The sequence below is a fragment of the Vibrio sp. 1151_11 genome (assembly GCF_029478525.1).
Classification (GTDB): domain Bacteria; phylum Pseudomonadota; class Gammaproteobacteria; order Enterobacterales; family Vibrionaceae; genus Vibrio; species Vibrio anguillarum.
This window is the reverse complement of record NZ_SHMN01000023.1, coordinates 34,426-56,203: the sequence shown is the minus strand read 5'-3', so window position 1 is coordinate 56,203 and position 21,778 is coordinate 34,426. Positions and strand designations below refer to the sequence as shown.

Sequence of the window (21,778 nt, the reverse complement as noted above, 5' to 3'; positions counted from 1 at the left end):
TACATTTTGTACTAAAGCTAAGAATTATACCGAGTAGTACAATTCAAATTCTAGTGGGTGAACGGCCATGTTGACGCGTTCTACATCTTTTGCTTTTAGCGTGATGTATGAGTTGATGAAATCATCAGAGAATACGCCGCCAGCGGTCAGGAATTCACGATCTTCATCCAGTGCTTTTAGTGCCACTTCAAGTGACTCGGCTACTTTTGGAATCTCAGCGGCTTCTTCTGCTGGTAGGTCGTACAAATCTTTATCCATCGCTTCTCCTGGATGGATCTTGTTCTTGATACCATCAAGACCAGCCATTAGAAGAGCGGCAAACGCTAGGTATGGGTTCGCTGCTGGATCTGGGAAACGAGCTTCGATACGACGTGCTTTCGGGCTTGGTACTACTGGAATACGGATAGACGCAGAACGGTTACGAGCCGAGTAAGCTAGCATTACCGGTGCTTCAAACCCAGGGACAAGGCGCTTGTACGAGTTTGTTGATGGGTTAGCAAATGCGTTGATGGCACGCGCGTGCTTGATGATACCGCCAATGTAGTAAAGCGCTAAGTCAGATAGACCGCCGTACTTGTCACCAGCAAATAGGTTTACACCATCTTTTGCAAGAGATTGGTGAACGTGCATACCTGAACCGTTGTCGCCAACAAGAGGCTTAGGCATGAAGGTCGCTGTTTTACCAAAGGCGTGCGCAACGTTGTGCACCACGTATTTGTAGATTTGGATCTCATCGGCTTTTGTGGTTAGCGTATTAAAGCGAGTGGCGATTTCGTTTTGACCTGCGGTCGCTACTTCATGGTGGTGAGCTTCAACGACGAGGCCCATCTCTTCCATGATCAAACACATGGCTGAACGGATGTCTTGTGATGAGTCAACCGGTGCAACAGGGAAATAACCACCTTTCACACCAGGGCGGTGACCTTTGTTACCACCTTCAATTTCAGCGCCAGTGTTCCAAGCCGCTTCGATATCATCAATTTTGAATGAGGCACCAGACATATTGTTGGTGTATTTCACGTCATCAAAAAGGAAGAACTCTGGCTCTGGACCGACAAGAACGGTGTCTGCGATCCCTGTTGAACGCATGTAATCTTCTGCGCGTTTTGCGATAGAGCGTGGGTCACGATCGTAGCCTTGCATGGTTGCAGGCTCTAGAATGTCACAACGAATGTTAAGTGTTGCGTCTTCTGTGAACGGGTCAAGAACTGCACTTGATGCATCAGGCATCATCACCATGTCAGACTCATTGATTCCTTTCCAGCCAGCAACGGATGAACCATCGAACATCTTACCTTCTTCGAAGAAGTCTGCGTCGACTTGATGAGCAGGAATAGAGATATGTTGCTCTTTGCCTTTCGTGTCGGTAAAGCGCAGGTCAACAAACTTAACTTCGTTTTCTTGGATCAGCGATAGAACGTTTTCTACTGACATCTTGGATAACCTCCAGTGTTATTAAAGCGGTAATGGCCCGAATCGAATTGAAACTAGCATTGATTAATTTCATTCTAAACTTATTAATCGATGCTGTTTCTAACAAAGCTAAATTCGTGCCAATTAAATTAATCCTTTAATTTCAAGTGTTTTGGTTGTTCTTTGTCGAATTTAAATGCTTCTCTGCACCAAAAAGATCCTTATTTGCACTATTTTGGTGCCTTGAGTTTTATGTTGCACCATTAACTACCAAAGCGCACACTATTCAGCCTAGGTTTACTAGGCTTGTCAATGCTGATTTAGTCCATTTTGATGCAATTTGTTTTAAAGCAAGTAGCGGACTAAGCTTGTGGTGAGCGAAAATCAGCGCGATAGATCACATATTTCTAGGTTTTTCGCCAAAATCTGGTACATTATTGACCGTTTTTTTAATCAAGTTCTATGCTCGTTGCGGCCTCATGCCGAAGCGAGTTACTCCCTTAATAAGTGAAGCAAAATCCATGGCTACTCCACAGATTGATAAATTAAGAAATATCGCGATCATCGCACACGTTGACCACGGTAAAACAACGTTGGTTGATAAACTGCTGCAACAGTCAGGTACGTTAGAGTCTCGCGGTAATACGGAAGAGCGGGTCATGGACTCGAACGATATCGAGAAAGAGCGCGGTATCACTATCCTTGCAAAAAATACAGCCATTAACTGGAATGATTTCCGTATCAACATCGTAGATACTCCAGGACACGCCGACTTCGGTGGTGAAGTTGAACGTATCATGTCAATGGTTGACTCTGTTTTGCTGATTGTTGATGCGGTTGATGGCCCAATGCCACAAACTCGCTTCGTAACACAAAAAGCCTTTGCTCACGGTTTGAAACCAATCGTTGTTATTAACAAAATTGACCGTCCTGGTGCTCGCCCTGATTGGGTTATGGATCAAGTGTTCGACCTGTTCGACAACCTTGGTGCAACGGATGAGCAGCTCGACTTTAAAGTGGTTTATGCTTCTGCACTGAACGGTTGGGCGACACTTAACGAAGGTGAAGTTGGCGAAAATATGGAACCTTTGTTCCAAGCGATCGTTGACAATGTAGAGTCACCACAAGTTGACCTTGATGGCCCACTACAAATGCAAGTTTCTCAACTTGATTACAGCTCTTACGTTGGTGTTATCGGTGTTTGTCGTGTGACTCGTGGTAGCGTAAAAGCGAACCAACAAGTAACAGTTGTCGGCGCTGATGGTAAGAAACGTAACGGTAAAGTTGGTACAGTTCTGGGCTATCTTGGCCTTGAGCGTAACGAAGTTGAACAAGCTAACGCTGGCGACATCATTGCGGTAACAGGTTTAGGTGAACTGAAAATTTCAGACACCATTTGTGACCAAAACTGTGTTGAAGCTATGGTGCCGCTATCCGTTGATGAACCGACAGTGACCATGACTTTCCAAGTCAATACTTCACCGTTTGCAGGTAAAGAAGGTAAATACGTGACTTCACGTAATATCCTTGAGCGTCTGCAAAAAGAGCTTGTTCATAACGTAGCATTGCGTGTTGAAGAAACCGACAACCCAGATCGCTTCCGCGTTTCAGGTCGTGGTGAACTTCACCTATCAATCCTGATTGAGAACATGCGTCGTGAAGGCTTTGAGCTTGCAGTTTCTCGTCCTGAAGTTATTTTGAAGGAAGAAGACGGCCAGAAAATGGAACCGTTCGAAACCGTAACGATCGATGTGATGGAAGAGAGCCAAGGCGGCGTGATGGAGAAAATCGGCCTACGTAAAGGTGAGCTGACGAACATGACTCCAGACGGCAAAGGCCGTGTGCGTCTTGATTTCATGATGCCTTCTCGCGGTTTGATTGGTTTCCAAACAGAATTCATGACCTTAACTTCAGGTTCAGGTTTGCTTTACCATACGTTTGATCATTACGGCCTGCACAAAGGCGGTAACATTGGTCAACGTAACAACGGCGTGTTGATCTCTAACGCGACAGGTAAAGCGTTGACTTACGCTCTGTTCAACCTACAAGAGCGCGGTCGCCTATTTACTGAGCACGCAGATGAAGTGTACGAAGGCCAAGTGATCGGTATCCACAACCGTTCTAACGACCTAACAGTGAACTGCTTGAAAGGCAAGCAGCTGACAAACGTTCGTGCTTCTGGTACTGATGAAGCGCAAGTATTGTCACCTGCAATCAAGTTTACACTTGAGCAAGCACTTGAGTTTATTGACGACGATGAACTAGTGGAAGTGACCCCACAGAGCATTCGTATCCGTAAACGTCATTTAACTGAGAATGATCGTAAACGTGCAAGCCGTGGCTAATACCGTCATGGTATAAGTTAACGAGTTAATCTAAGGGCGAGGAGTGTACTTCTCGCCTTTTGCTTATCTGCAATATAGTCAGTTTTAGGTATAGAATGGTGATTGATGATAAAAATAAGCAGGGAGAAGGCATTTGAAAATCAAAAAGCTTGGCAAACAATGTTTACTGTTTACGCGTTATTTACTCAGCCGGATGGATCATGACCGCGTCAATGTTAATGCGGGCTATTTGGCTTATATCACGTTGTTGTCGATCGTACCTATGCTTACCGTGCTGTTATCAATTCTCTCCTCATTTTCTATTTTTGCTAATGTCGGTATGGTTATTCAAGATTTTGTGATCACCCATTTTGTGCCTGCCGCAGGCGATGTAGTGCGAGAGGCGTTGCTCGAATTTATCGCGAATACAGGTAAGATGACGGCCGTGGGCGGGGTATTTTTATTCGTTGCAGCTTTAATGCTGATTTCTAATATTGACAAGAATTTAAACTACATTTGGCGAGTTAAAGATAAACGGCGCATGGTGCTCTCTTTTTCAATGTATTGGATGGTTCTTACGCTCGGGCCAATTTTAGTCGGCGCGAGTATTGCGGCAACCTCGTATATTACCTCACTCAAGATTATTGACAGCGAAGCACTCTCTGGTGCTTATAATTTGTTGCTGCGCTGGCTACCTTTTATTTTGTCATTCTCTGCTTTTGTCGGTTTGTACCTGCTGGTGCCGAATAAAAAAGTGCATCTTTCACACGCCTTGGTCGGGGCAATGGTGGCGGCTATTTTATTTGAGTTCAGTAAAAAAGGGTTTGCTGCTTATATTACTCAGTTTCCCTCCTATCAACTGATTTACGGCGCACTGGCGGCGATCCCTATTCTGTTTGTGTGGGTCTACTTATGCTGGATGATTGTGCTCGTTGGGGCGGAGGTGACGGCGACTTTGGGTGAAAAAGAGCACTGGAGCAATGAGCAAGAAATGCTAAACTCATTGCTTATCTCCGAGCAAATGATAAAGGGAAATCAGAGTGATAGCGTTGATCCAGAGAGTGAGTGAAGCGGCGGTACGTGTTGATGGGGAAGTGGTTGGCGAAATCAATCAAGGCTTACTGGTGCTACTTGGGGTCGAAAGAGATGACGATGAGGCAAAGGCCAAACGTCTAGTCGAACGTGTGACTCAGTACCGCGTGTTTGAAGATGAAGAGGGAAAAATGAACTTGAACGTGCAACAAGTGAATGGTCAGGTTTTAGTGGTGTCTCAATTTACATTGCCAGCCGATACCAAAAAGGGGACGCGTGCCGGATTTTCAAAAGGTGCACACCCTGCTGATGCTGAGCGTCTGTATGATTACTTTTCGGATTTGTGTGAGCACATTTTGCCAACTCAGCGTGGCCGCTTTGCACAAGATATGAAAGTCTCGCTGATTAATGATGGCCCAGTGACATTCTGGCTTCAGGTTTAATAAAGAAATGGATAGAGCCTCCTTCGTTGGGATCATGCGGAGTATGAGAGGCTGTGATTTAGGGATAACCAAATGTTTAAACTGATTACGCCAAGTACCGACAACCAACTGAATAAATACTACCATTTTCGCTGGCAAATGCTGCGTGAGCCATGGCATCTACCGATCGGCTCGGAGCGCGATGAGTATGATGGCATGAGCCATCACAGGATGATTGTCGATGGTCGTAACCGACCGATTGCTATTGGTCGCTTGTATATTACGCCAGATTGCGAAGGGCAAATTCGCTATATGGCGGTTAAAAGTAGCCGTCGCAATAAAGGTATGGGTTCTTTGGTGCTGGTGGCGCTAGAGTCGCTGGCTCGTCAAGAAGGTGCAAAGCGCCTAGTCTGTAGCGCCCGTGAAGATGCGATTGCATTTTATGAAAAGAACGGCTTTGAACGCAGGGGCTCGCTCAATGATGAACGCGGTCCTGTTCGACATCAACAAATGGTCAAACCGCTCGATCCCATGGCCAATGTGATTCGCAAACCTGAATGGTGTACTGAACTGCAAGAACGCTGGGCCACGCACATTCCTATCAGCGAAAAAATGGGCATTAAGGTGACTCAATATACGGGCTACCAATTTGAGTGCAGCGCCCAGCTCAATCCGAATTTGAACCCACACAACACCTTATTTGCAGGCTCGGCATTTACCCTTGCCACCTTGACCGGATGGGGAATGGCATGGTTGCTGATGCGTGAGCGAAGCCTGAATGGCGATATTGTTTTGGTTGATAGCCGCATCCGCTATCGTCACCCTGTGGTGCATAACCCTTTAGCCTTCACTTCATTGGATGGCATCAGTGGCGATTTAGATCGTTTAGCCAGTGGACGTAAAGCGCGTATCGTCGTCAATGTCACTATCACCAGTGGCGGTAAACCCGCCGTTGAATTTACGGGAACCTATATGTTGATCCCCAATTACAAGGCATTGTTAGCCGCCGCATCATTGGCTGAGTAAGTGTCGGTTTCTGGATCACACGAATAGATGGTGTGCTGTGTGTTGTGGAGCAGTTCGAAGTGCATCTCACGGCACATCTGTTGGAGGTTAAGGTTAAGTTGTCCTTTCTCCAACTTGACCAAATCCACGTGACCATCAAGGTTTGCCTTGAGCGTCTTTCCAACCAGCGGCGTTGTATTAATCATCATCCGCCCTCTGTCTGAGTGAATGACTAAACCTTCGAGCGTAAACGGCTCATGGCTGAGGTTTTGCTCAGGATCGCTTAGCGTTAATATGCCTTGTCGAATATTGAGCGTTGCTTCACCTGTGAGGGAGTGGGCGAAGGTGGCGTAGTCTCCGGCGAGGCCGTTGACCTGCGCTTCCCATTCACTGAGACCCTCTATGGTAAAGGGAAGCTGGGTGACTTTATTGAGCACCGCTAGCGGTAGCCCATCGGCATGAATGTTGGTTTGCCAAGGCTGACTTAACGTTTGGAAATTCCAACGCGCAGTGGCATCGATATAGCCGTTTTCTAACGGCATGAATAAACGATCTAGGTACCATTGGCCTTGTTCGCTGCGCATCTCAACAACGCTTTGCGTGCTCAATAGTGAATCGTAGCTGGCGCTGTTTGCGCTGATATTGAGCGTGCCTTGCCACAATCCCAAGCGTTTCTCTTTTACGAGAGTTAGCTGCTTTCCTTTGGCATGGACACCAGACAATTGCCAATAAGGTGGCGCAAACAATTGAATGAGTTGGCTATTGGCGATGGTGAGTTGCTCGATGGTGAGGTTATCAACCCACGGCCAATGCTGGCTCAGCGACGTAAAATCATCTTTGCTTTCGCTCACCCATTTTACACCGCGAATAGTGAGCTGTTGCAGCGATGCTGAGGTTGGGGTGATAACACCCGCCCATTGAATATCACCTTGCTTAAACTCACTACTAAAATCCTCAATGATCAGTTTACCCGGCTCGGTGCGCAGGCTAAAGGTCGGCTCCACCCACTGCTGACCTAGCCAAGTTGCATCGTCGGCTCGCAGCGATAATTTACCTTGTTGCTGCTGCCAAATATTGCTGTGTGGATAAATGTTCTCCAGCGAAATATCGACGTTACGCAAGCTGATATCCGCAAGCTCGATCTGACTGTTTAAAATATCTAAGCTATTGATATGGTCTATTTTGTCAAAGAGCTGAAACCAACCCGATTGGCGTAAGGAATGACTCATATCTCGGCTAAGATTGAGTTTTTCCAGTGTCACATTGATCAGCGACCAACCTTGAGGATACTGCTCGGCTTGACCTGAAATAGCCGCGCCGCGCCATGACAACGAGAGCCCATAGACGGTGCTGTTGGCAGGTTTGTAATCCATATCGAGCAGTAGGTTATTCAGCGCTTCTCCTTGCCAATAAAATTGTTCAGCTGAGAGTTGTATCTCGCCGAAAGGCAGAGCTGTTGGAGCATCCGGCCAATGTGGATTTTTAATCTGTAGGTTAACACCGCGCGCTAGCCAACCTTGTTGGGCGATGTCGGCGTGATTGAGCGCGATTTGGCTCACCGAAATGGGCCATGATCGCAAATCGGTAGGAAGGCCATTTTGTAGACTGATACCACTAAGTAGCACGCTATCAACGGCGATTTTTTGGTCGCGAATGAGCTGTGGGCTGAGCCAAATATCGGCTTGCTCTATCGGGATGTGCTGCTTATTTTGCCGCAGTGTTAATTGGTTGAACTGAAAATGCAAAGGATACTGGTATTGAAGAGATTGAAACGTCACGTTTCCTTTCGAAAGCCGTTCAACGAGAGTTTGAGCAACGGGAGTAGCATAAGAGGTATGTAGCAGTGCAAACATACCCAGCATGAAAGTGAGAAATAGCGCGATGATCGCAATCAGCAATGCCAAAGCCTTGTTCATGGTGTCCTTACTCGTAAATCGTTACCTGCGACAGAGTGAAACAAATTACCTCACGCAGCAACAAAAAAAGCCCCTTATCAAAGGGGCTTGCTACTGACTTATCAGTTTTAGTCGAGTTGTGGGCCTGCGGCCACTAATGCTTTACCTTCTGCGTTATCAGTATACTTGGCAAAGTTATTGATAAAGCGCGAGGCGAGATCTTCAGCTTTGCTTGTCCATTGTAGAGGATCCACGTAAGTATCGCGTGGGTCGAGAATGGTTGGGTTTACACCAGGTAGTGAGGTTGGCACTTCAAGATTGAAGATTGGAATATGCTTGGTTGCTGCCTTCTCAATCGAACCATCTAAGATAGCGTCAATGATGGCGCGGGTATCTTGAATCGAGATGCGTTTACCGCTGCCGTTCCAACCAGTGTTGACTAGATAAGCTTCAGCACCAGCTGCTTCCATACGTTTTACCAGCACTTCGGCATATTGTGTTGGGTGGAGCGTTAAAAACGCTGCGCCAAAACAGGCTGAGAAGGTTGGTGTTGGTTCGGTGATGCCACGTTCAGTACCCGCTAGTTTTGCCGTAAAGCCAGACAAGAAGTGATACTTGGTTTGTTCTGGAGTCAATTTAGAGACTGGTGGAAGCACACCAAATGCATCCGCAGATAGGAAGATCACTTTATTGGCGTGACCACCTTTCGATACAGGCTTAACGATGTTTTCGATGTGGTAGATAGGATAAGAAACACGAGTATTCTCGGTTTTAGAACCATCATCAAAGTCAATCGAACCATCGCTACGTACTGTGACGTTTTCCAGTAGCGCATCACGGCGGATCGCGTTGTAGATGTCAGGCTCGGCTTCTTTGGAGAGCTTGATGGTTTTCGCGTAGCAACCTCCTTCAAAGTTAAACACGCCATCATCATCCCAGCCGTGCTCGTCATCGCCGATTAACGCGCGTTTTGGATCGGTAGAGAGTGTGGTTTTTCCTGTGCCAGATAGGCCAAAGAAAATCGCCACATCGCCATCTTTAGCCATGTTGGCTGAACAGTGCATTGAAGCAATACCTTGCAGTGGAAGGAAGTAGTTCATCATTGCGAACATCCCTTTCTTCATTTCACCGCCGTACCAAGTACCGCCGATCAACTGCATTTTTTCCGTTAAGTTAAACACAGTGAAGTTTTCTGAGTTCAGGCCTTGCTCTTGCCATTTGTCATTGGTGCATTTGGCACCATTCATGACCACAAAATCAGGTTCGAAGTTAGCTAGCTCTTCTTCTGTTGGGCGAATGAACATGTTTTTGACGAAGTGCGCTTGCCACGCCACTTCAGTAATGAAGCGCACGCAAAGGCGCGTATCTGCGTTGGCACCACAGTAACCGTCAAGAACGAATAGACGTTTAGCGGATAGTTGACGACCCACTAGTGCTTTTAGATCATTCCATACTTCTTGGTTAATCGGCTTGTTATCGTTTTTCGCTTGTTCAGATGTCCACCATAGGGTATCGCGTGTGGTGTCATCTTTGACAATGAATTTATCTTTTGGTGAGCGGCCTGTAAAAATGCCAGTATCAACGGCAACAGCGCCAAGTTCAGTGACGACGCCTTTTTCGTAGCCTTCAAGGTCTGGGCGAGTTTCCTCGGCAAATAACAGTTCATAGCTTGGGTTGCGAACCACTTCGACTACGTTGGTTATTCCGTATTTGGTCAGGTCTAGTTGTGCAGCCTTTGTATGTTCCATAACGGTCATAGGTGCTCCTTGTAAGAGATTTTGTAGGGATTTTGTAATAATGTTTGTAATTGTTATCTGCTCACCATGCTAGCAACGGGTGGGGGATAAAACAGGGACACAGTTCAAAAATTGCCCATGACACTCCTGTGGTTTTAGGTGTCCCGTCACATATTGGCGCAACTATTTTATCGCGTACGCAAACCTTTGCGCTAGATCAATAAGATTAATACTTTTAAAAAAATAAGTACGCCATTCTGTTTGTTTAAGGCTTGATTTTACTGGGTTTTGATCACAAAAAAAGCCAGCGTAAAGCTGGCTCTGATACGTTTTCTTCGTGCTTGTTAATTCATGCAAATTAATGAATTGTGTCGCTTCCTGAGGAGGCTTGTGCGTAGAGTGTTGCGATCTCAGCCTCTTCAAATGAGTAGTTGGTGCCACAGTAGTCACAATGTAAAGAAACGGATCCTTCAGACGATAAAATGTCGTAAATTTCCTCTTTGCCTATTGTGATGATGGCCGCCCCACTGCGTTCACGTGAACAACCACAATGAAATTCCACGGGTTGTGGGGTGAACAACTGAACTTTCTCTTGGTTATACAGGCGATACAACAGATCAGTGGCTTCTAAGGTGAACAGCTCTTCGTTTTTTACGGTGTTAGTTAACTGCTCTAAGTGCTCAAAATCATCGGGCGTACCCGTTCCGTCCGGAATGGTTTGCAGCAACATGCCAGCGGCACAGGCTTTTCCATCTTGCGTACCAATGCGTATCCAAAGGCGTGTTTTCAACTGTTCAGAGCGGATGAAGTAACCTTCCAGCACTTCCACTAAGTTGTCCCCCTCTAAACCGACCACACCTTGGTAGCGCTCGCCTTTCTTGGGCTCGATAGTGATAACTAAATGACCTTTACCCATCAAAGTGTGTAGGTCGGCATCATCGGCAATATCGCCTTTCCAGCGTGCGACACCACGCACTTTCTGTTCATTATCACCATTGATAACGACTAAGGAAACTGGGCCATTGCCTTGCAATTGCATGGTAATTGAGCCTTCAAACTTCAGCGTTGCAGTTAGCAAGGTCGTTGCGACGAGCAGTTCGCCCAAAAGTTTTTGTACTGGGGCTGGATATTCCTGGCTCGAAAGGATGTGTTGATACGCGTCGTCTAATTGTACCAACTCGCCACGTACGGATAGATCTTCAAATAAGTAGCGATTTAAAATGTTATTTGCCATTTAGCTATTTCCTCGGAACATGGTCCAGCTTTTATTGATGTTTAAATTTAATGATGTCACGACGCTCTTTTTTGTCTGGTCTGCGTTCGGGGCTTGGGTTGTGTGCGTTGAGCTTGCGTTGCTCGGCATGATGGGCACGTTTGGCGATGCTTGCTGCGGTTTCCGAATACAGGGTTTGTGCTTCTGGCGCGCTACGCCTTTGCCCTAACAGATTGATCACAGTGACGATTTTCTCTTCTTGGCCTTGGCGTAAGGTAATCGTTGCCCCAAGCTCGACAATTTTGCTTGGCTTGGTGCGTTGGCCATTATAATGGACTTTACCACCATCGACCATACTGCGGGCGATCGACCGCGTTTTATAAAATCGTGCTGCCCATAGCCATTTATCCAATCTTATTTGCTCTGTCGCAGAACTCATACTACAAATGTGCCTCAAAGGGAGTTAGTCTTGTACGTTTTATGGCCTTTACAATGGTGTTTTGGTTCCAGATTTTCAAGCTACCCGACAAAATAATGTCAGTAAAAATGACGAGAATGTCTCCTATGATATATTAATATGTTTTTGTAGCGCGATCTTCGCGGTCTTATGTATCTGTTCCATTTAAATGGAAGCATAGTTTAAATGAAATGGAAGTATAGTTTGAGGCCAATCCGCCGGTTTTCGTCTGGCTAACGGCTCATGAATGTGAAATATCATGGTTGAAGTAAGAAAATATCAGTAAGGACATCTTTTGAGGCGAATCGATTTTAGCAGTATGACCTCATCTCGCTTATGGCAAGCAGGTTTGCTACAAAAAATACCGCAATGGCAGAAACAAATCAGCCAATTTCTTACCTTAGTATTGCTGGTCACGTCGGCTTGGATTCTAGGAAAAATGGTGTGGCTGATTCAGCAAAACGCGGTTGATATAACGCCTTGGTCTCCAAGAGCAATCGCATCAACGCCGAATGCGACGCGTTCGCTTGATCTCTCTTCTTTACAACAAGGAAGTTTATTTGGTCGCTATAGCGAGCAGAAGGTCGAAGCCGCACAGCCTGTGGTCAAAGATGCACCTAAAACCAGCCTTAGCTTATTATTGGTTGGGGTGGTGGCGAGCAATGAACCGAGTAAGAGTCTAGCGGTAATCGCAAATCGTGGCAGTCAATCGACCTATGGTGTTAACGAAGTCATTGAAGGAACCCGTGTCAAATTGAAAGCGGTGTTCAATGATCGCGTTATTATTGATAACTCAGGGCGCGATGAAACCTTGATGTTGGATGGAATTGACTATCATAAACCGAGTGTAGCAACGCCTGAGCGCGTTGTTGCATCGAATGTGCGTGGTAATAACCCAGCGTCTGCAGAAGAGAAGTTGGATGACATTCGCGCCGCTATTGCCAGCAATCCGCAAGAAATCTTTAAATATGTACGCCTGTCGCAAGTGAAACGTGATGACAAAGTGCTTGGATACAGAGTGAGCCCTGGGCAATCTCCTGAGTTGTTTGAGTCGGTAGGGCTACAAGATGGCGATGTCGCAATCGCGTTAAACGGTCAGGATTTAACGGACCCGGACGCCATGAATAAGATTTTTCAGTCAGTCTCTGAGTTAACCGAAATGAACTTAACAGTCGAAAGAGACGGGCAATCCCATGACATTTATATCCAATTTTAGACAGACTGATGCATGAGCATGAGTTTAGGGAGTAAGACGTGAAGCATTGGTTAAACAAAACGACGTGGTTATTGATGGGTGGCTTGTTGTCATCGCCGTTAGCCATGGCAAACGATTTTAGTGCCAGCTTTAAAGGCACCGATATTCAAGAATTCATCAATATCGTGGGCCGTAATCTTGAAAAAACAATCATTGTTGATCCTTCAGTTCGAGGGAAAGTCGATGTCCGCAGCTATGACACGCTTAATGAAGAGCAATACTACAGCTTCTTTTTGAATGTATTGGAAGTGTATGGTTTTGCCGTGGTGGAAATGGACAACGGCGTGCTCAAAGTGATCAAGTCGAAAGATGCCAAAACGTCTGCGATTCCTGTGGTTGGCGATGAAGGAAAAGAGAACGGTGATAGCGTGATCACGCGCGTTGTTGCGGTGCGGAATGTTTCGGTACGAGAGCTTTCACCTTTGCTGCGCCAGTTGATCGATAACGCAGGAGCGGGCAACGTAGTGCATTATGATCCGGCGAACATTATTTTGATTACAGGTCGTGCTGCGGTCGTCAACCGTTTAGCCGATATCATCAAACGAGTTGACCAAGCCGGTGACAAAGACATCGAAGTGGTGGAACTAAGTAATGCATCTGCCGCTGAAATGGTGCGTATTGTGGAGGCATTAAACAAAACTACGGATGCTAAAAATACCCCAGAGTTTTTGCAGCCTAAGCTGGTGGCCGATGATCGTACCAATTCGATTTTGATCTCAGGTGATCCTAAAGTCCGTGAACGCCTAAAGCGATTGATCACTCAGCTTGATGTTGAGATGGCAACAAGAGGCAATAACCGCGTCATTTATCTAAAGAATGCGAAAGCGGAAGATTTGGTTGATGTGCTGAAAGGAGTGTCTGACAACTTGCAGGCCGAAAAACAGTCTGGGCAAAAAACGGGGCAAAGTTCACAACGCACTGAAGTGATGATTTCAGCACATGCGCCGACCAATTCCTTAATTGTTACCGCTCCGCAAGACATTATGAAAGAGCTAGAAGATGTGGTTGCGCAGTTGGATATTCGTCGCGCTCAGGTATTGATTGAAGCGCTGATTGTTGAAATGGCTGAAGGGGATGGCATCAACTTAGGCGTACAATGGGGCTCACTCGATAACGGCTCTGTAATTCAGTATGGCAACGCGGGCGCGCCAATCGGTAAGGTAATGATTGGTTTAGAAGAAGCCAAAGATACCACCACCAGTAAAGCGGTTTATAATTCTGATGGTACTTTCTTGCGCAATGAGAACACCACTACCAAAGGGGATTACTCTACTTTGGCGTCAGCGCTCGGTGCGGTCAATGGTGCAGCCATGAGCTTAGTGATGGGCGACTGGACGGCCCTTATCAGCGCCGTGTCGAGTGACTCCAACTCGAACATCTTGTCATCACCGAGTATTACGGTGATGGATAATGAAGAAGCCTCCTTCATCGTGGGCGAAGAGGTGCCTGTTTTGACAGGTTCGAGCGCGGGCGCAAATAACGATAATCCTTTCCAAACCGTAGAACGCAAAGAGGTCGGTATCAAGCTGAAAGTGGTACCACAAATCAACGAAGGCGACTCAGTTCAATTGAAAATTGAGCAGGAGGTATCCAACGTATTAGGAGCGAATGGTGCCGTCGATGTCCGTTTTGCAAAGCGTCAATTAAACACATCGGTCATCATTCAAGACGGGCAAATGTTAGTTCTGGGGGGGTTGATTGATGAGCGCGCGGTCGAAAGTGAATCCAAAGTCCCACTATTAGGCGATATACCGGTTTTAGGCTATTTGTTCAAATCGACCAGTACCCAAGTTGAGAAGAAAAACCTGATGGTCTTTATTAAGCCGACCATCATTCGTGATGGCATGACGGCCGATGGCATCACTCAGCGTAAGTACAACTACATTCGTGCAGAGCAGCTTTATAACGCTGATCGCGGTTTGAAGTTGATGGCGAACGACAATATTCCTGTGCTGCCTAAGTTTGGCGATGAGCGCAACCATTCTGCGGAAGTACAAGCCTTTATCGAACAAATGGAAAAACAGCAATGACCGAAGTTTTGTCGCAACCTCACTACCGTCGTTTACCGTTTAGCTTTGCCAATCGTTTTAAATTGGTATTAGAGCTGGTAGAAGACAACGAGCTACCGACGTTATTTTATGTCGCTCCGCTGGCTATCGAATCATTAGTCGAAGTGAAACGAGTCGTGAAACAGCCGCTCAACTTGGTTGAAATTTCACTGGCCGAATTTGAAAGTAAGTTAACCCAAGCTTACCAACGAGACTCGTCAGAAGCGCGACAGTTAATGGAAGATATCGGTGCTGACAGTGATGATTTCTTCTCATTAGCCGAAGAGCTGCCACAAAATGAAGATTTGTTAGAGTCAGAAAACGATGCGCCCATCATCAAATTGATCAACGCCATGCTTGGCGAAGCGATCAAAGAGGGCGCGTCGGATATTCACATTGAAACCTTTGAGAAAATCTTGTCGATTCGTTTTCGTGTCGATGGAGTACTGCGTGAAGTGTTAGCGCCGAGTCGTAAATTAGCGCCGTTGCTGGTTTCACGCGTCAAAGTAATGGCTAAGCTTGATATCGCTGAAAAACGTGTACCACAAGATGGACGCATTTCATTACGCATTGGCGGCCGAGCGGTCGATGTTCGCGTGTCCACCATGCCTTCGTCTCACGGTGAGCGTGTGGTGATGCGTTTGCTAGATAAAAACGCCACGCGCTTAGATCTGCACAGTCTAGGAATGACGGCCGCCAACCACGAAAGCTTCCGTCAATTAATCAAACGACCGCACGGCATTATTTTGGTGACGGGCCCAACCGGTTCAGGAAAATCCACCACCTTGTACGCTGGCCTGCAAGAGCTCAACAGCAACGAGCGTAATATTTTAACCGTGGAAGACCCGATTGAGTTCGATATTGATGGTATTGGCCAAACTCAAGTCAATCCTAAAGTGGACATGACTTTTGCGCGAGGATTACGTGCTATTTTGCGTCAAGACCCGGATGTGGTCATGGTTGGGGAAATTCGTGATTTAGAAACCGCGCAGATTGCGGTGCAAGCGTCTTTAACCGGACACTTGGTGATGTCGACGTTGCACACCAATACCGCCATCGGTGCGATAACACGTTTGCGCGATATGGGAATTGAACCCTTTTTGATCTCATCATCGCTGCTTGGCGTATTGGCACAACGCTTAGTGCGTACCTTATGTCCAGATTGCAAAGAGGCCTACCAAGCTGATAATGAGCAGAAAAAACTGTTCAATTGTAAGAAAAAAGAGTCGCTGACACTGTATCGTCCGAAGGGCTGTGACAAATGCAATCACAAAGGGTATCGAGGCCGAACGGGTATACATGAATTGTTGCTGATTGATGATGAGGTACAAGCCTTAATTCATAGCGAAGCCGGAGAGCAAGCAATTGAAAAAGCGGTGCGGGCGAAAACACCGAGCATTCGTGATGACGGGCTCGATAAAGTGCTGAAAGGCATTACCTCACTTGAAGAAGTGATGCGAGTGACGAAGGAAGCATAATGGCGGCATTTGAATATAAAGCGCTCGACGCCAAAGGCAAACAAAAAAAGGGTGTTATTGAGGGGGACCATGCTCGGCAGGTTCGCCAGCGCTTAAAAGAGCAAGGGCTTATACCGATTGAACTCATTGAGACGCAAGCGAAAGCGGCTCAGCGTGAGCAATCGCCTTTGAGTTTTAAGCGCGGTATCAGTACACCGGATTTAGCGCTCATTACTCGCCAGTTATCCACTTTAGTGCAGTCAGGCATGCCATTGGAAGAGTGTTTGAAAGCGGTATCTGAACAATCGGAAAAGCCGCGTATTCGCACCATGTTGGCCGCTGTTCGCTCCAAAGTGACCGAGGGTTATACCTTGTCAGACAGCTTAGGTGATTATCCACATATCTTTGATGACCTGTTTCGTTCGATGGTTGAAGCGGGCGAAAAATCAGGCCATTTGGATTCGGTGCTTGAGCGTTTAGCTGACTATGCTGAAAATCGCCAAAAAATGCGTTCCAAGTTACAACAAGCGATGATTTATCCGGTGGTGTTGGTGGTGTTCGCGGTGTGTATTGTGGCTTTTTTGCTGGCGGCTGTGGTGCCTAAAATTGTCGGACAATTTGTCCAAATGGGGCAAGAATTACCGAAGTCGACTCAATTTTTACTCTCCTCAAGTGATTTTATCCAGCATTGGGGTGTCCAATTGCTGGTGCTATTGGTGATCTTGATTTATCTCGTCCGATGGTTGCTAAGCAAGCCGAATTTGCGGTTGAAGTGGGATAAAAAAATCATCGGCATGCCGTTGATTGGCAAAATCACTCGCGGTCTCAACACCGCGCGTTTTGCGCGAACTTTGTCTATTTGTACCTCCAGTGCGATTCCTATTTTGGATGGGATGCGTGTGGCGGTGGATGTGATGTCCAATAAATACGTCAAGCAACAAGTATTGTTGGCGGCTGACAATGTTCGCGAAGGGTCGAGCTTGCGTAAAGCGCTTGAGCAAACCAAGTTATTTCCACCGATGATGCTGCATATGATCGCCAGTGGTGAACAAAGTGGTGAGCTCGAAAGTATGCTGACGCGCTCGGCCGATAACCAAGACGCGAGTTTTGAATCGACGGTCAACATCGCATTAGGTATTTTTACCCCGGCGCTGATTGCATTAATGGCTGGGTTGGTACTGTTTATCGTGATGGCGACCTTGATGCCGATTTTAGAAATGAATAATTTAATGAGTCGTTGATCATGACTGAATTCTGCAATGATAACGACCAAACTATGTTGGAGATTGGAATGAGAACAAAAACAAATAAACAGTCGGGCTTTACTTTGCTTGAAGTGATGGTGGTTGTAGTTATTTTGGGTATTTTGGCGAGTTTTGTGGTGCCTAATTTGCTCGGTAATAAAGAAAAAGCTGACCAACAAAAAGCGATTACCGATATTGTCGCACTCGAAAATGCGTTGGATATGTATAAATTAGACAACAGCGTGTACCCAACGACAGATCAAGGCTTAGAAGCGCTAGTGACCAAGCCGTCGAATCCTGAGCCACGCAACTACCGCGATAACGGTTATATTCGCCGTTTGCCAAATGATCCTTGGGGCAACCCTTATCAATACTTAAGCCCTGGTGATAACGGTACGATTGATATCTTCACGCTAGGTGCTGATGGTCAAGAAGGTGGCGAAGGCGCCAGTGCCGACATAGGCAACTGGAACATGCAAGATTTCCAATAAGAGAGAGGGCGGCCTTAGCCGCCCCATTTATCTGATGCTATCTCAACGCGGTTTTACCCTACTCGAAATACTGCTGGTGCTCGTGCTGCTCTCGCTCAGTGCTGTGGCCGTTATATCGACGCTACCTAGCACGAACAACGATGATGCGAAACAGTACGCGATGAGCCTTTATCAGCGTCTACAACTGAGTAATGAAGAAGCCATTCTCAGTGGCAAAGATTTTGGTTTGCGGGTCGATGAAAAAAAATCGCATCTGGTTTTCCTATCGATGGAGGATAAGGGATGGCAGCCGCTAGAGAGCAAGAAAATGGCTTCACAGCTCCAACTGCCTGAGGGGTTATCTCTCCAGTTTGAGCTGGGAGGAAGTGCATGGAAAAACGATGATCGACTCTTCAAACCGGGCAGTCTGTTTGATGACGATAAGTTTGCTGATGAAAACGAACAGAAAAAGCAGCTACCACCACAAGTGTTTATTTTATCGAGTGGTGAGCTGACCCCTTTTATCCTGAGCATCCATCTTAATCAGCAAGATACAGAGCAAGGCTGGCGAGTGGTAGTGAAAGAAAACGGGGAAATCACGCTGTTCGCTCCGGGAGATGCGATCGATGGGTAAACAAAAAGCGATGACGCTGTTAGAAGTCTTGGTGGCGCTGGCTATTTTTGCCACCGCTTCCATCAGTGTGATCCGTTCGGTCAGCCAACACATCAATACCGTGAGTTATTTGGAAGAAAAAGCGTTTGCCGCCATGGTGGTCGATAACCAGATGGCGCAAGTGATGCTTACTCCTCAAAACGTACAAGCGAAAAATGGCAGTGAAGTATTGGCGGGTCGAACCTGGTATTGGAAAGTCACTTTAGTACCCACTGCGGATAATTTATTGAAAGCTTTTGATGTTAGCGTGGCTAGTGAAAAAGAAGGATCACCTTTGGTGACAGTGAGAAGTTATGTCGCCAAATAAACAAAGCAAAGGCTTTACCCTGATTGAAGTGCTGGTGGCGATTGCGATTTTCGCTAGTTTGAGCGTTGGTGCTTACCAAGTATTGAACCAAGTCCAGCGCAGTAATGAGATTTCAGCCCAACGTAGCCAACGTTTGAACGAATTGCAGCGCGCCATGGTGTTAATGGATGGCGATTTTCGGCAGATGGCAACGCGTCAATTTCGCACCAATGGTGAAGAGCCAAGTCAACAGATGCTGATTTGGAAAGAGTACTTGCTCGACTCCGATCAAAAAGGAGTGCTGTTTGCACGATTAGGTTGGCATAACCCACAGCAGCAATTTCCACGCGGGGAAGTCACTAAGGTCGGCTACCGAATTAAAGAGGGCGTGTTAGAGCGTATATGGTGGCGTTATCCTGATACTCCTGCAGGGCAAGAAGGGATCATCACGCCATTGTTACATGATGTTGAGTCACTATCGCTGCGCTTTTATAACCAAGATAAATGGAGTGAAGAGTGGAGTGATGCCTTGAAAATCCCACAGGCGGTGGCCGTGAAATTGGCGCTGAAAGATTATGGCGAGATTGAGCGTATCTACCTTACTGCTGGTGGTGGCATCAATTCGACCAATAAAGAGGCTGATAATAATGGCGCACCCTAATCGAGCCCAACGCGGTGTGGCGTTAATCGTTATCTTGCTGTTGTTGGCGATTATGGTGTCGATTGCCGCAACCATGTCTGAACGTTTATTCACACAGTTTCAAAGAGCGAATAATCAAATTAGTTACCAGCAAGCCTATTGGTATAGTGTGGGTAGTGAAGCTTTAGCCAAAGTCGCTATCGAGCAGAGCTACAAAGACAACGAAACGATTAACTTAAGTCAACCTTGGGCGATGAAAGAGCAAACGTATCCATTGGATTACGGCACTCTGAAAGGACGCATCCTTGATAAACAGGCTTGTTTTAACCTGAATGTACTCTCGAGAGCCAGACCTGCGGCAGGGAGTGTCGAAAAACCCTATTTAGTGCAAGTGTTGCAACGGTTATTGGAAGAGCTTGAGGTCGACAGCTATCAAGCCGAAGTGATTGCCGATTCGGCTTGGGAGTATATTGATGGCGATTCAGATGTGCAGTCCTCTTATGGCGTAGAAGACAGCCAGTATGAATCAATGTCTCCTGCTTATCTGGCGGCGAATAGTTTACTTGCGGATAACAGTGAGTTGCGCGCGGTTCAGCAGGTGAGCGGTGATGTAATGAATAAAATAGCGCCTTATATCTGTACTCTCCCCACTGATGATTGGCGTTTGAATATCAATACCTTGGAACCCGATCATGCCAAGTTATTGGTGGCGATGTTCAGCCCGCACTTAAGTGAAGGGGATGCAAAAAACTTACTCGAGAGCCGACCATTTGATGGTTGGGCTTCGGTAGACAATTTTCTCGCAGAGGCCGCATTGGCTGCTGTGGAGAGCAAAGTGAAAGAAGAAGCGAAACAGTACCTAGCTGTCGATAGTGCTTATTTTGAACTGGATGCTCAAATCTTGGTTGATGACTCGCGAGTTCGTATTCGCAGTTTATTGTTTAGTGATAATAGAGAAACCGCAACGGTCATACGCCGTCGCTTTGGAGGGATCAGTGAGCGAGTTTCTGACCGTTCGGCTGAGTAGTCAACAAGACGCTGAAATACCTTGGCTGGTGTGGTCAACACAGCAGCAAGAAGTGATTGCCAGCGGTGAAATATCCGGATGGGAGCAGCTATCTCAGCTCTCTAGCTATGCGGCTGAACGCGCCACGATTGTGCTGCTCGCTGCCAGTGATTTAGTTCTCACTGAGGTCGCGATTCCATCAGGGGCGGCTCGTCGCTTAGAGTCAATGTTACCTTATCTAATCGAAGATGAGATCGCACAAGATGTGGATGAGCTGCATTTTTCAATTTTGCATAAAACCGCTTCCACTGCTTACGTTGTCGGGGTGGATCGTGCTTGGTTGCGTACCCGCTTAGATGAGCTCAAAGCCGCGGGTTTTGACGTGAAAAAGGTATTACCGGATGTGTTGGCTATCCCTGCATCAGAGGGGTTGTCGGCACTGCAGATCGGCCAAGAATGGTTAATCCGTAAAGGTGAGTATTTAGGGGTGAGCATTGAACCGCAGTGGTTAACGCTGTTTAGTGCTGCAGAGTGGGTCAAGCAAGATGGGCACTATTTACCACTTGAGGCGTATACCCCGCTCCCTGAGCTGACACTGGCTGAAGGACAACATTGGCAACAGGCCGAGCCTCATTTAGTCATGGCGCTGCTGACTCAGCAAGCGATAGCGAGCAAAGTGACTTTACTGACGGGAAGTTTTAAAACCAAGTCCTCGTTTTTGAAGCATTGGCAAGTATGGCAAAAATGCGCATTAGCGGCCGCGGTGTTGATTGTAATTTCAACCAGCCACCATCTTTTGCAAGCTGGGCACTACGAAGCGCAAGCCGATGCTTATCGAGCGGAGAGTGAACGTGTTTTTCGCGCGGTTTTCCCTGATAAACAGAAAATACCCACCATCAGTTACCTGAAAAGACTGATGAATGATGAAGCGGCTCGACTCTCTGGCGGCGAAGCCAACGGTTCGATGTTGGAGTGGTTGTCCAAGCTGCCCAGCAGTGTCGGCAGCGTACCGAACATGCAGTTGCAAAGTGTTAAATATGATGGCAATCGGGGTGAGATTCGCCTTGAAGTTCAAAGTAATGATTTTGAAAGCTTTGAACAAGCGCGCCTTAAATTGGAAAAGCAGTTTGTGGTTGAGCAAGGGCAGTTAAACCGCTCGGGTTCTGTAGTTAATGGTACCTTCATACTGAAAAGCCAGTGAG

Annotated in this window: 19 protein-coding genes; 14 read left to right on the top strand and 5 right to left on the bottom strand. The window is 46.6% G+C overall.

The genetic code is table 11. The annotated features are described in order from the left end of the window. Positions 1–24: 24 nt before the first annotated feature. On the bottom strand, positions 25–1,434 hold the full coding sequence (glnA, locus tag EXZ60_RS15390; RefSeq protein WP_017043509.1) for a glutamate--ammonia ligase: 1,410 nt from the start codon (positions 1,432–1,434) through the stop codon (positions 25–27). A gap of 500 nt (positions 1,435–1,934) precedes the next feature. Here glnA and typA point away from each other — a divergent pair, with 500 nt between their 5' ends. The 4 genes from typA to EXZ60_RS15370 all read left to right on the top strand — a co-directional run bounded on the left by typA (position 1,935) and on the right by EXZ60_RS15370 (position 6,217). After that, positions 1,935–3,758 (top strand): translational GTPase TypA, encoded by a 1,824-nt coding sequence (typA, locus tag EXZ60_RS15385; RefSeq protein ID WP_010319743.1) that lies wholly within the window; start codon positions 1,935–1,937, stop codon positions 3,756–3,758. Between the two features lie 133 nt (positions 3,759–3,891). After that, positions 3,892–4,806: a virulence factor BrkB family protein gene (locus tag EXZ60_RS15380; RefSeq protein ID WP_199868073.1), complete on the top strand. Its 915-nt coding sequence runs from the start codon at positions 3,892–3,894 to the stop codon at positions 4,804–4,806. Then, the gene (gene dtd / locus EXZ60_RS15375) at positions 4,778–5,212 is read left to right on the top strand and encodes a D-aminoacyl-tRNA deacylase (RefSeq protein WP_013855445.1); all 435 of its coding nucleotides are present in this window, start codon (positions 4,778–4,780) and stop codon (positions 5,210–5,212) included. The genes EXZ60_RS15380 and dtd overlap by 29 nt, the downstream gene beginning before the upstream one ends. A gap of 72 nt (positions 5,213–5,284) precedes the next feature. Continuing rightward, a complete protein-coding gene (locus EXZ60_RS15370; protein WP_017048711.1) occupies positions 5,285–6,217 on the top strand; it encodes a bifunctional GNAT family N-acetyltransferase/hotdog fold thioesterase in 933 nt (310 codons plus the stop codon). On the opposite strand, the gene EXZ60_RS15365 is transcribed toward EXZ60_RS15370, so the two are convergent. The 4 genes from EXZ60_RS15365 to hslR form a co-directional block, all read right to left on the bottom strand. After that, positions 6,178–8,112 carry an AsmA family protein gene (locus EXZ60_RS15365; protein ID WP_277435917.1) on the bottom strand — a complete coding sequence of 645 codons (1,935 nt, stop codon included), beginning with the start codon at positions 8,110–8,112 and terminating at the stop codon, positions 6,178–6,180. The two genes, EXZ60_RS15370 and EXZ60_RS15365, sit on opposite strands and share 40 nt — an antisense overlap. A gap of 107 nt (positions 8,113–8,219) precedes the next feature. Beyond that, positions 8,220–9,848 (bottom strand): phosphoenolpyruvate carboxykinase (ATP), encoded by a 1,629-nt coding sequence (gene pckA / locus EXZ60_RS15360; protein ID WP_013855443.1) that lies wholly within the window; start codon positions 9,846–9,848, stop codon positions 8,220–8,222. Between the two features lie 337 nt (positions 9,849–10,185). Further along, positions 10,186–11,061, bottom strand: coding sequence for an Hsp33 family molecular chaperone HslO (hslO, locus tag EXZ60_RS15355; protein WP_013855441.1), 876 nt, complete (start codon positions 11,059–11,061; stop codon positions 10,186–10,188). Positions 11,062–11,092: 31 nt separating this feature from the next. Next, on the bottom strand, positions 11,093–11,479 hold the full coding sequence (gene hslR, locus EXZ60_RS15350) for a ribosome-associated heat shock protein Hsp15 (RefSeq protein WP_026028320.1): 387 nt from the start codon (positions 11,477–11,479) through the stop codon (positions 11,093–11,095). A 337-nt stretch (positions 11,480–11,816) separates the two neighbouring features. Between hslR and gspC the strand changes: the two genes are divergently transcribed. From gspC to gspL, 10 genes are read left to right on the top strand one after another with little or no spacing between them, the layout of a single operon-like run. After that, complete coding sequence (gene gspC / locus EXZ60_RS15345; protein WP_277435916.1) at positions 11,817–12,713, top strand: type II secretion system protein GspC; 897 nt, start codon at positions 11,817–11,819, stop codon at positions 12,711–12,713. 38 nt (positions 12,714–12,751) lie between these two features. Continuing rightward, positions 12,752–14,782 (top strand): type II secretion system secretin GspD, encoded by a 2,031-nt coding sequence (gene gspD, locus EXZ60_RS15340; protein ID WP_277435915.1) that lies wholly within the window; start codon positions 12,752–12,754, stop codon positions 14,780–14,782. Then, positions 14,779–16,278 (top strand): type II secretion system ATPase GspE, encoded by a 1,500-nt coding sequence (gspE, locus tag EXZ60_RS15335; protein WP_019282846.1) that lies wholly within the window; start codon positions 14,779–14,781, stop codon positions 16,276–16,278. The genes gspD and gspE overlap by 4 nt, the downstream gene beginning before the upstream one ends. Next, positions 16,278–17,498, top strand: a complete 1,221-nt coding sequence (gene gspF / locus EXZ60_RS15330; RefSeq protein WP_017045694.1) for a type II secretion system inner membrane protein GspF — start codon at positions 16,278–16,280, stop codon at positions 17,496–17,498. Before gspE ends, gspF begins: the two co-directional genes overlap by 1 nt. A 50-nt stretch (positions 17,499–17,548) precedes the next feature. Next, a complete protein-coding gene (gspG, locus tag EXZ60_RS15325) occupies positions 17,549–17,992 on the top strand; it encodes a type II secretion system major pseudopilin GspG (protein WP_010319321.1) in 444 nt (147 codons plus the stop codon). A 34-nt stretch (positions 17,993–18,026) separates the two neighbouring features. Then, the gene (gene gspH, locus EXZ60_RS15320) at positions 18,027–18,605 is read left to right on the top strand and encodes a type II secretion system minor pseudopilin GspH (RefSeq protein WP_277435914.1); all 579 of its coding nucleotides are present in this window, start codon (positions 18,027–18,029) and stop codon (positions 18,603–18,605) included. After that, positions 18,589–18,951 (top strand): type II secretion system minor pseudopilin GspI, encoded by a 363-nt coding sequence (gene gspI, locus EXZ60_RS15315; protein ID WP_017045697.1) that lies wholly within the window; start codon positions 18,589–18,591, stop codon positions 18,949–18,951. The genes gspH and gspI overlap by 17 nt, the downstream gene beginning before the upstream one ends. Next, complete coding sequence (gene gspJ, locus EXZ60_RS15310; protein WP_017043520.1) at positions 18,938–19,591, top strand: type II secretion system minor pseudopilin GspJ; 654 nt, start codon at positions 18,938–18,940, stop codon at positions 19,589–19,591. Before gspI ends, gspJ begins: the two co-directional genes overlap by 14 nt. After that, complete coding sequence (gene gspK, locus EXZ60_RS15305) at positions 19,578–20,597, top strand: type II secretion system minor pseudopilin GspK (RefSeq protein ID WP_017048718.1); 1,020 nt, start codon at positions 19,578–19,580, stop codon at positions 20,595–20,597. Before gspJ ends, gspK begins: the two co-directional genes overlap by 14 nt. Beyond that, positions 20,566–21,777 carry a type II secretion system protein GspL gene (gspL, locus tag EXZ60_RS15300; protein WP_017043522.1) on the top strand — a complete coding sequence of 404 codons (1,212 nt, stop codon included), beginning with the start codon at positions 20,566–20,568 and terminating at the stop codon, positions 21,775–21,777. Before gspK ends, gspL begins: the two co-directional genes overlap by 32 nt. The last annotated feature ends 1 nt before the right edge of the window (position 21,778 follow it).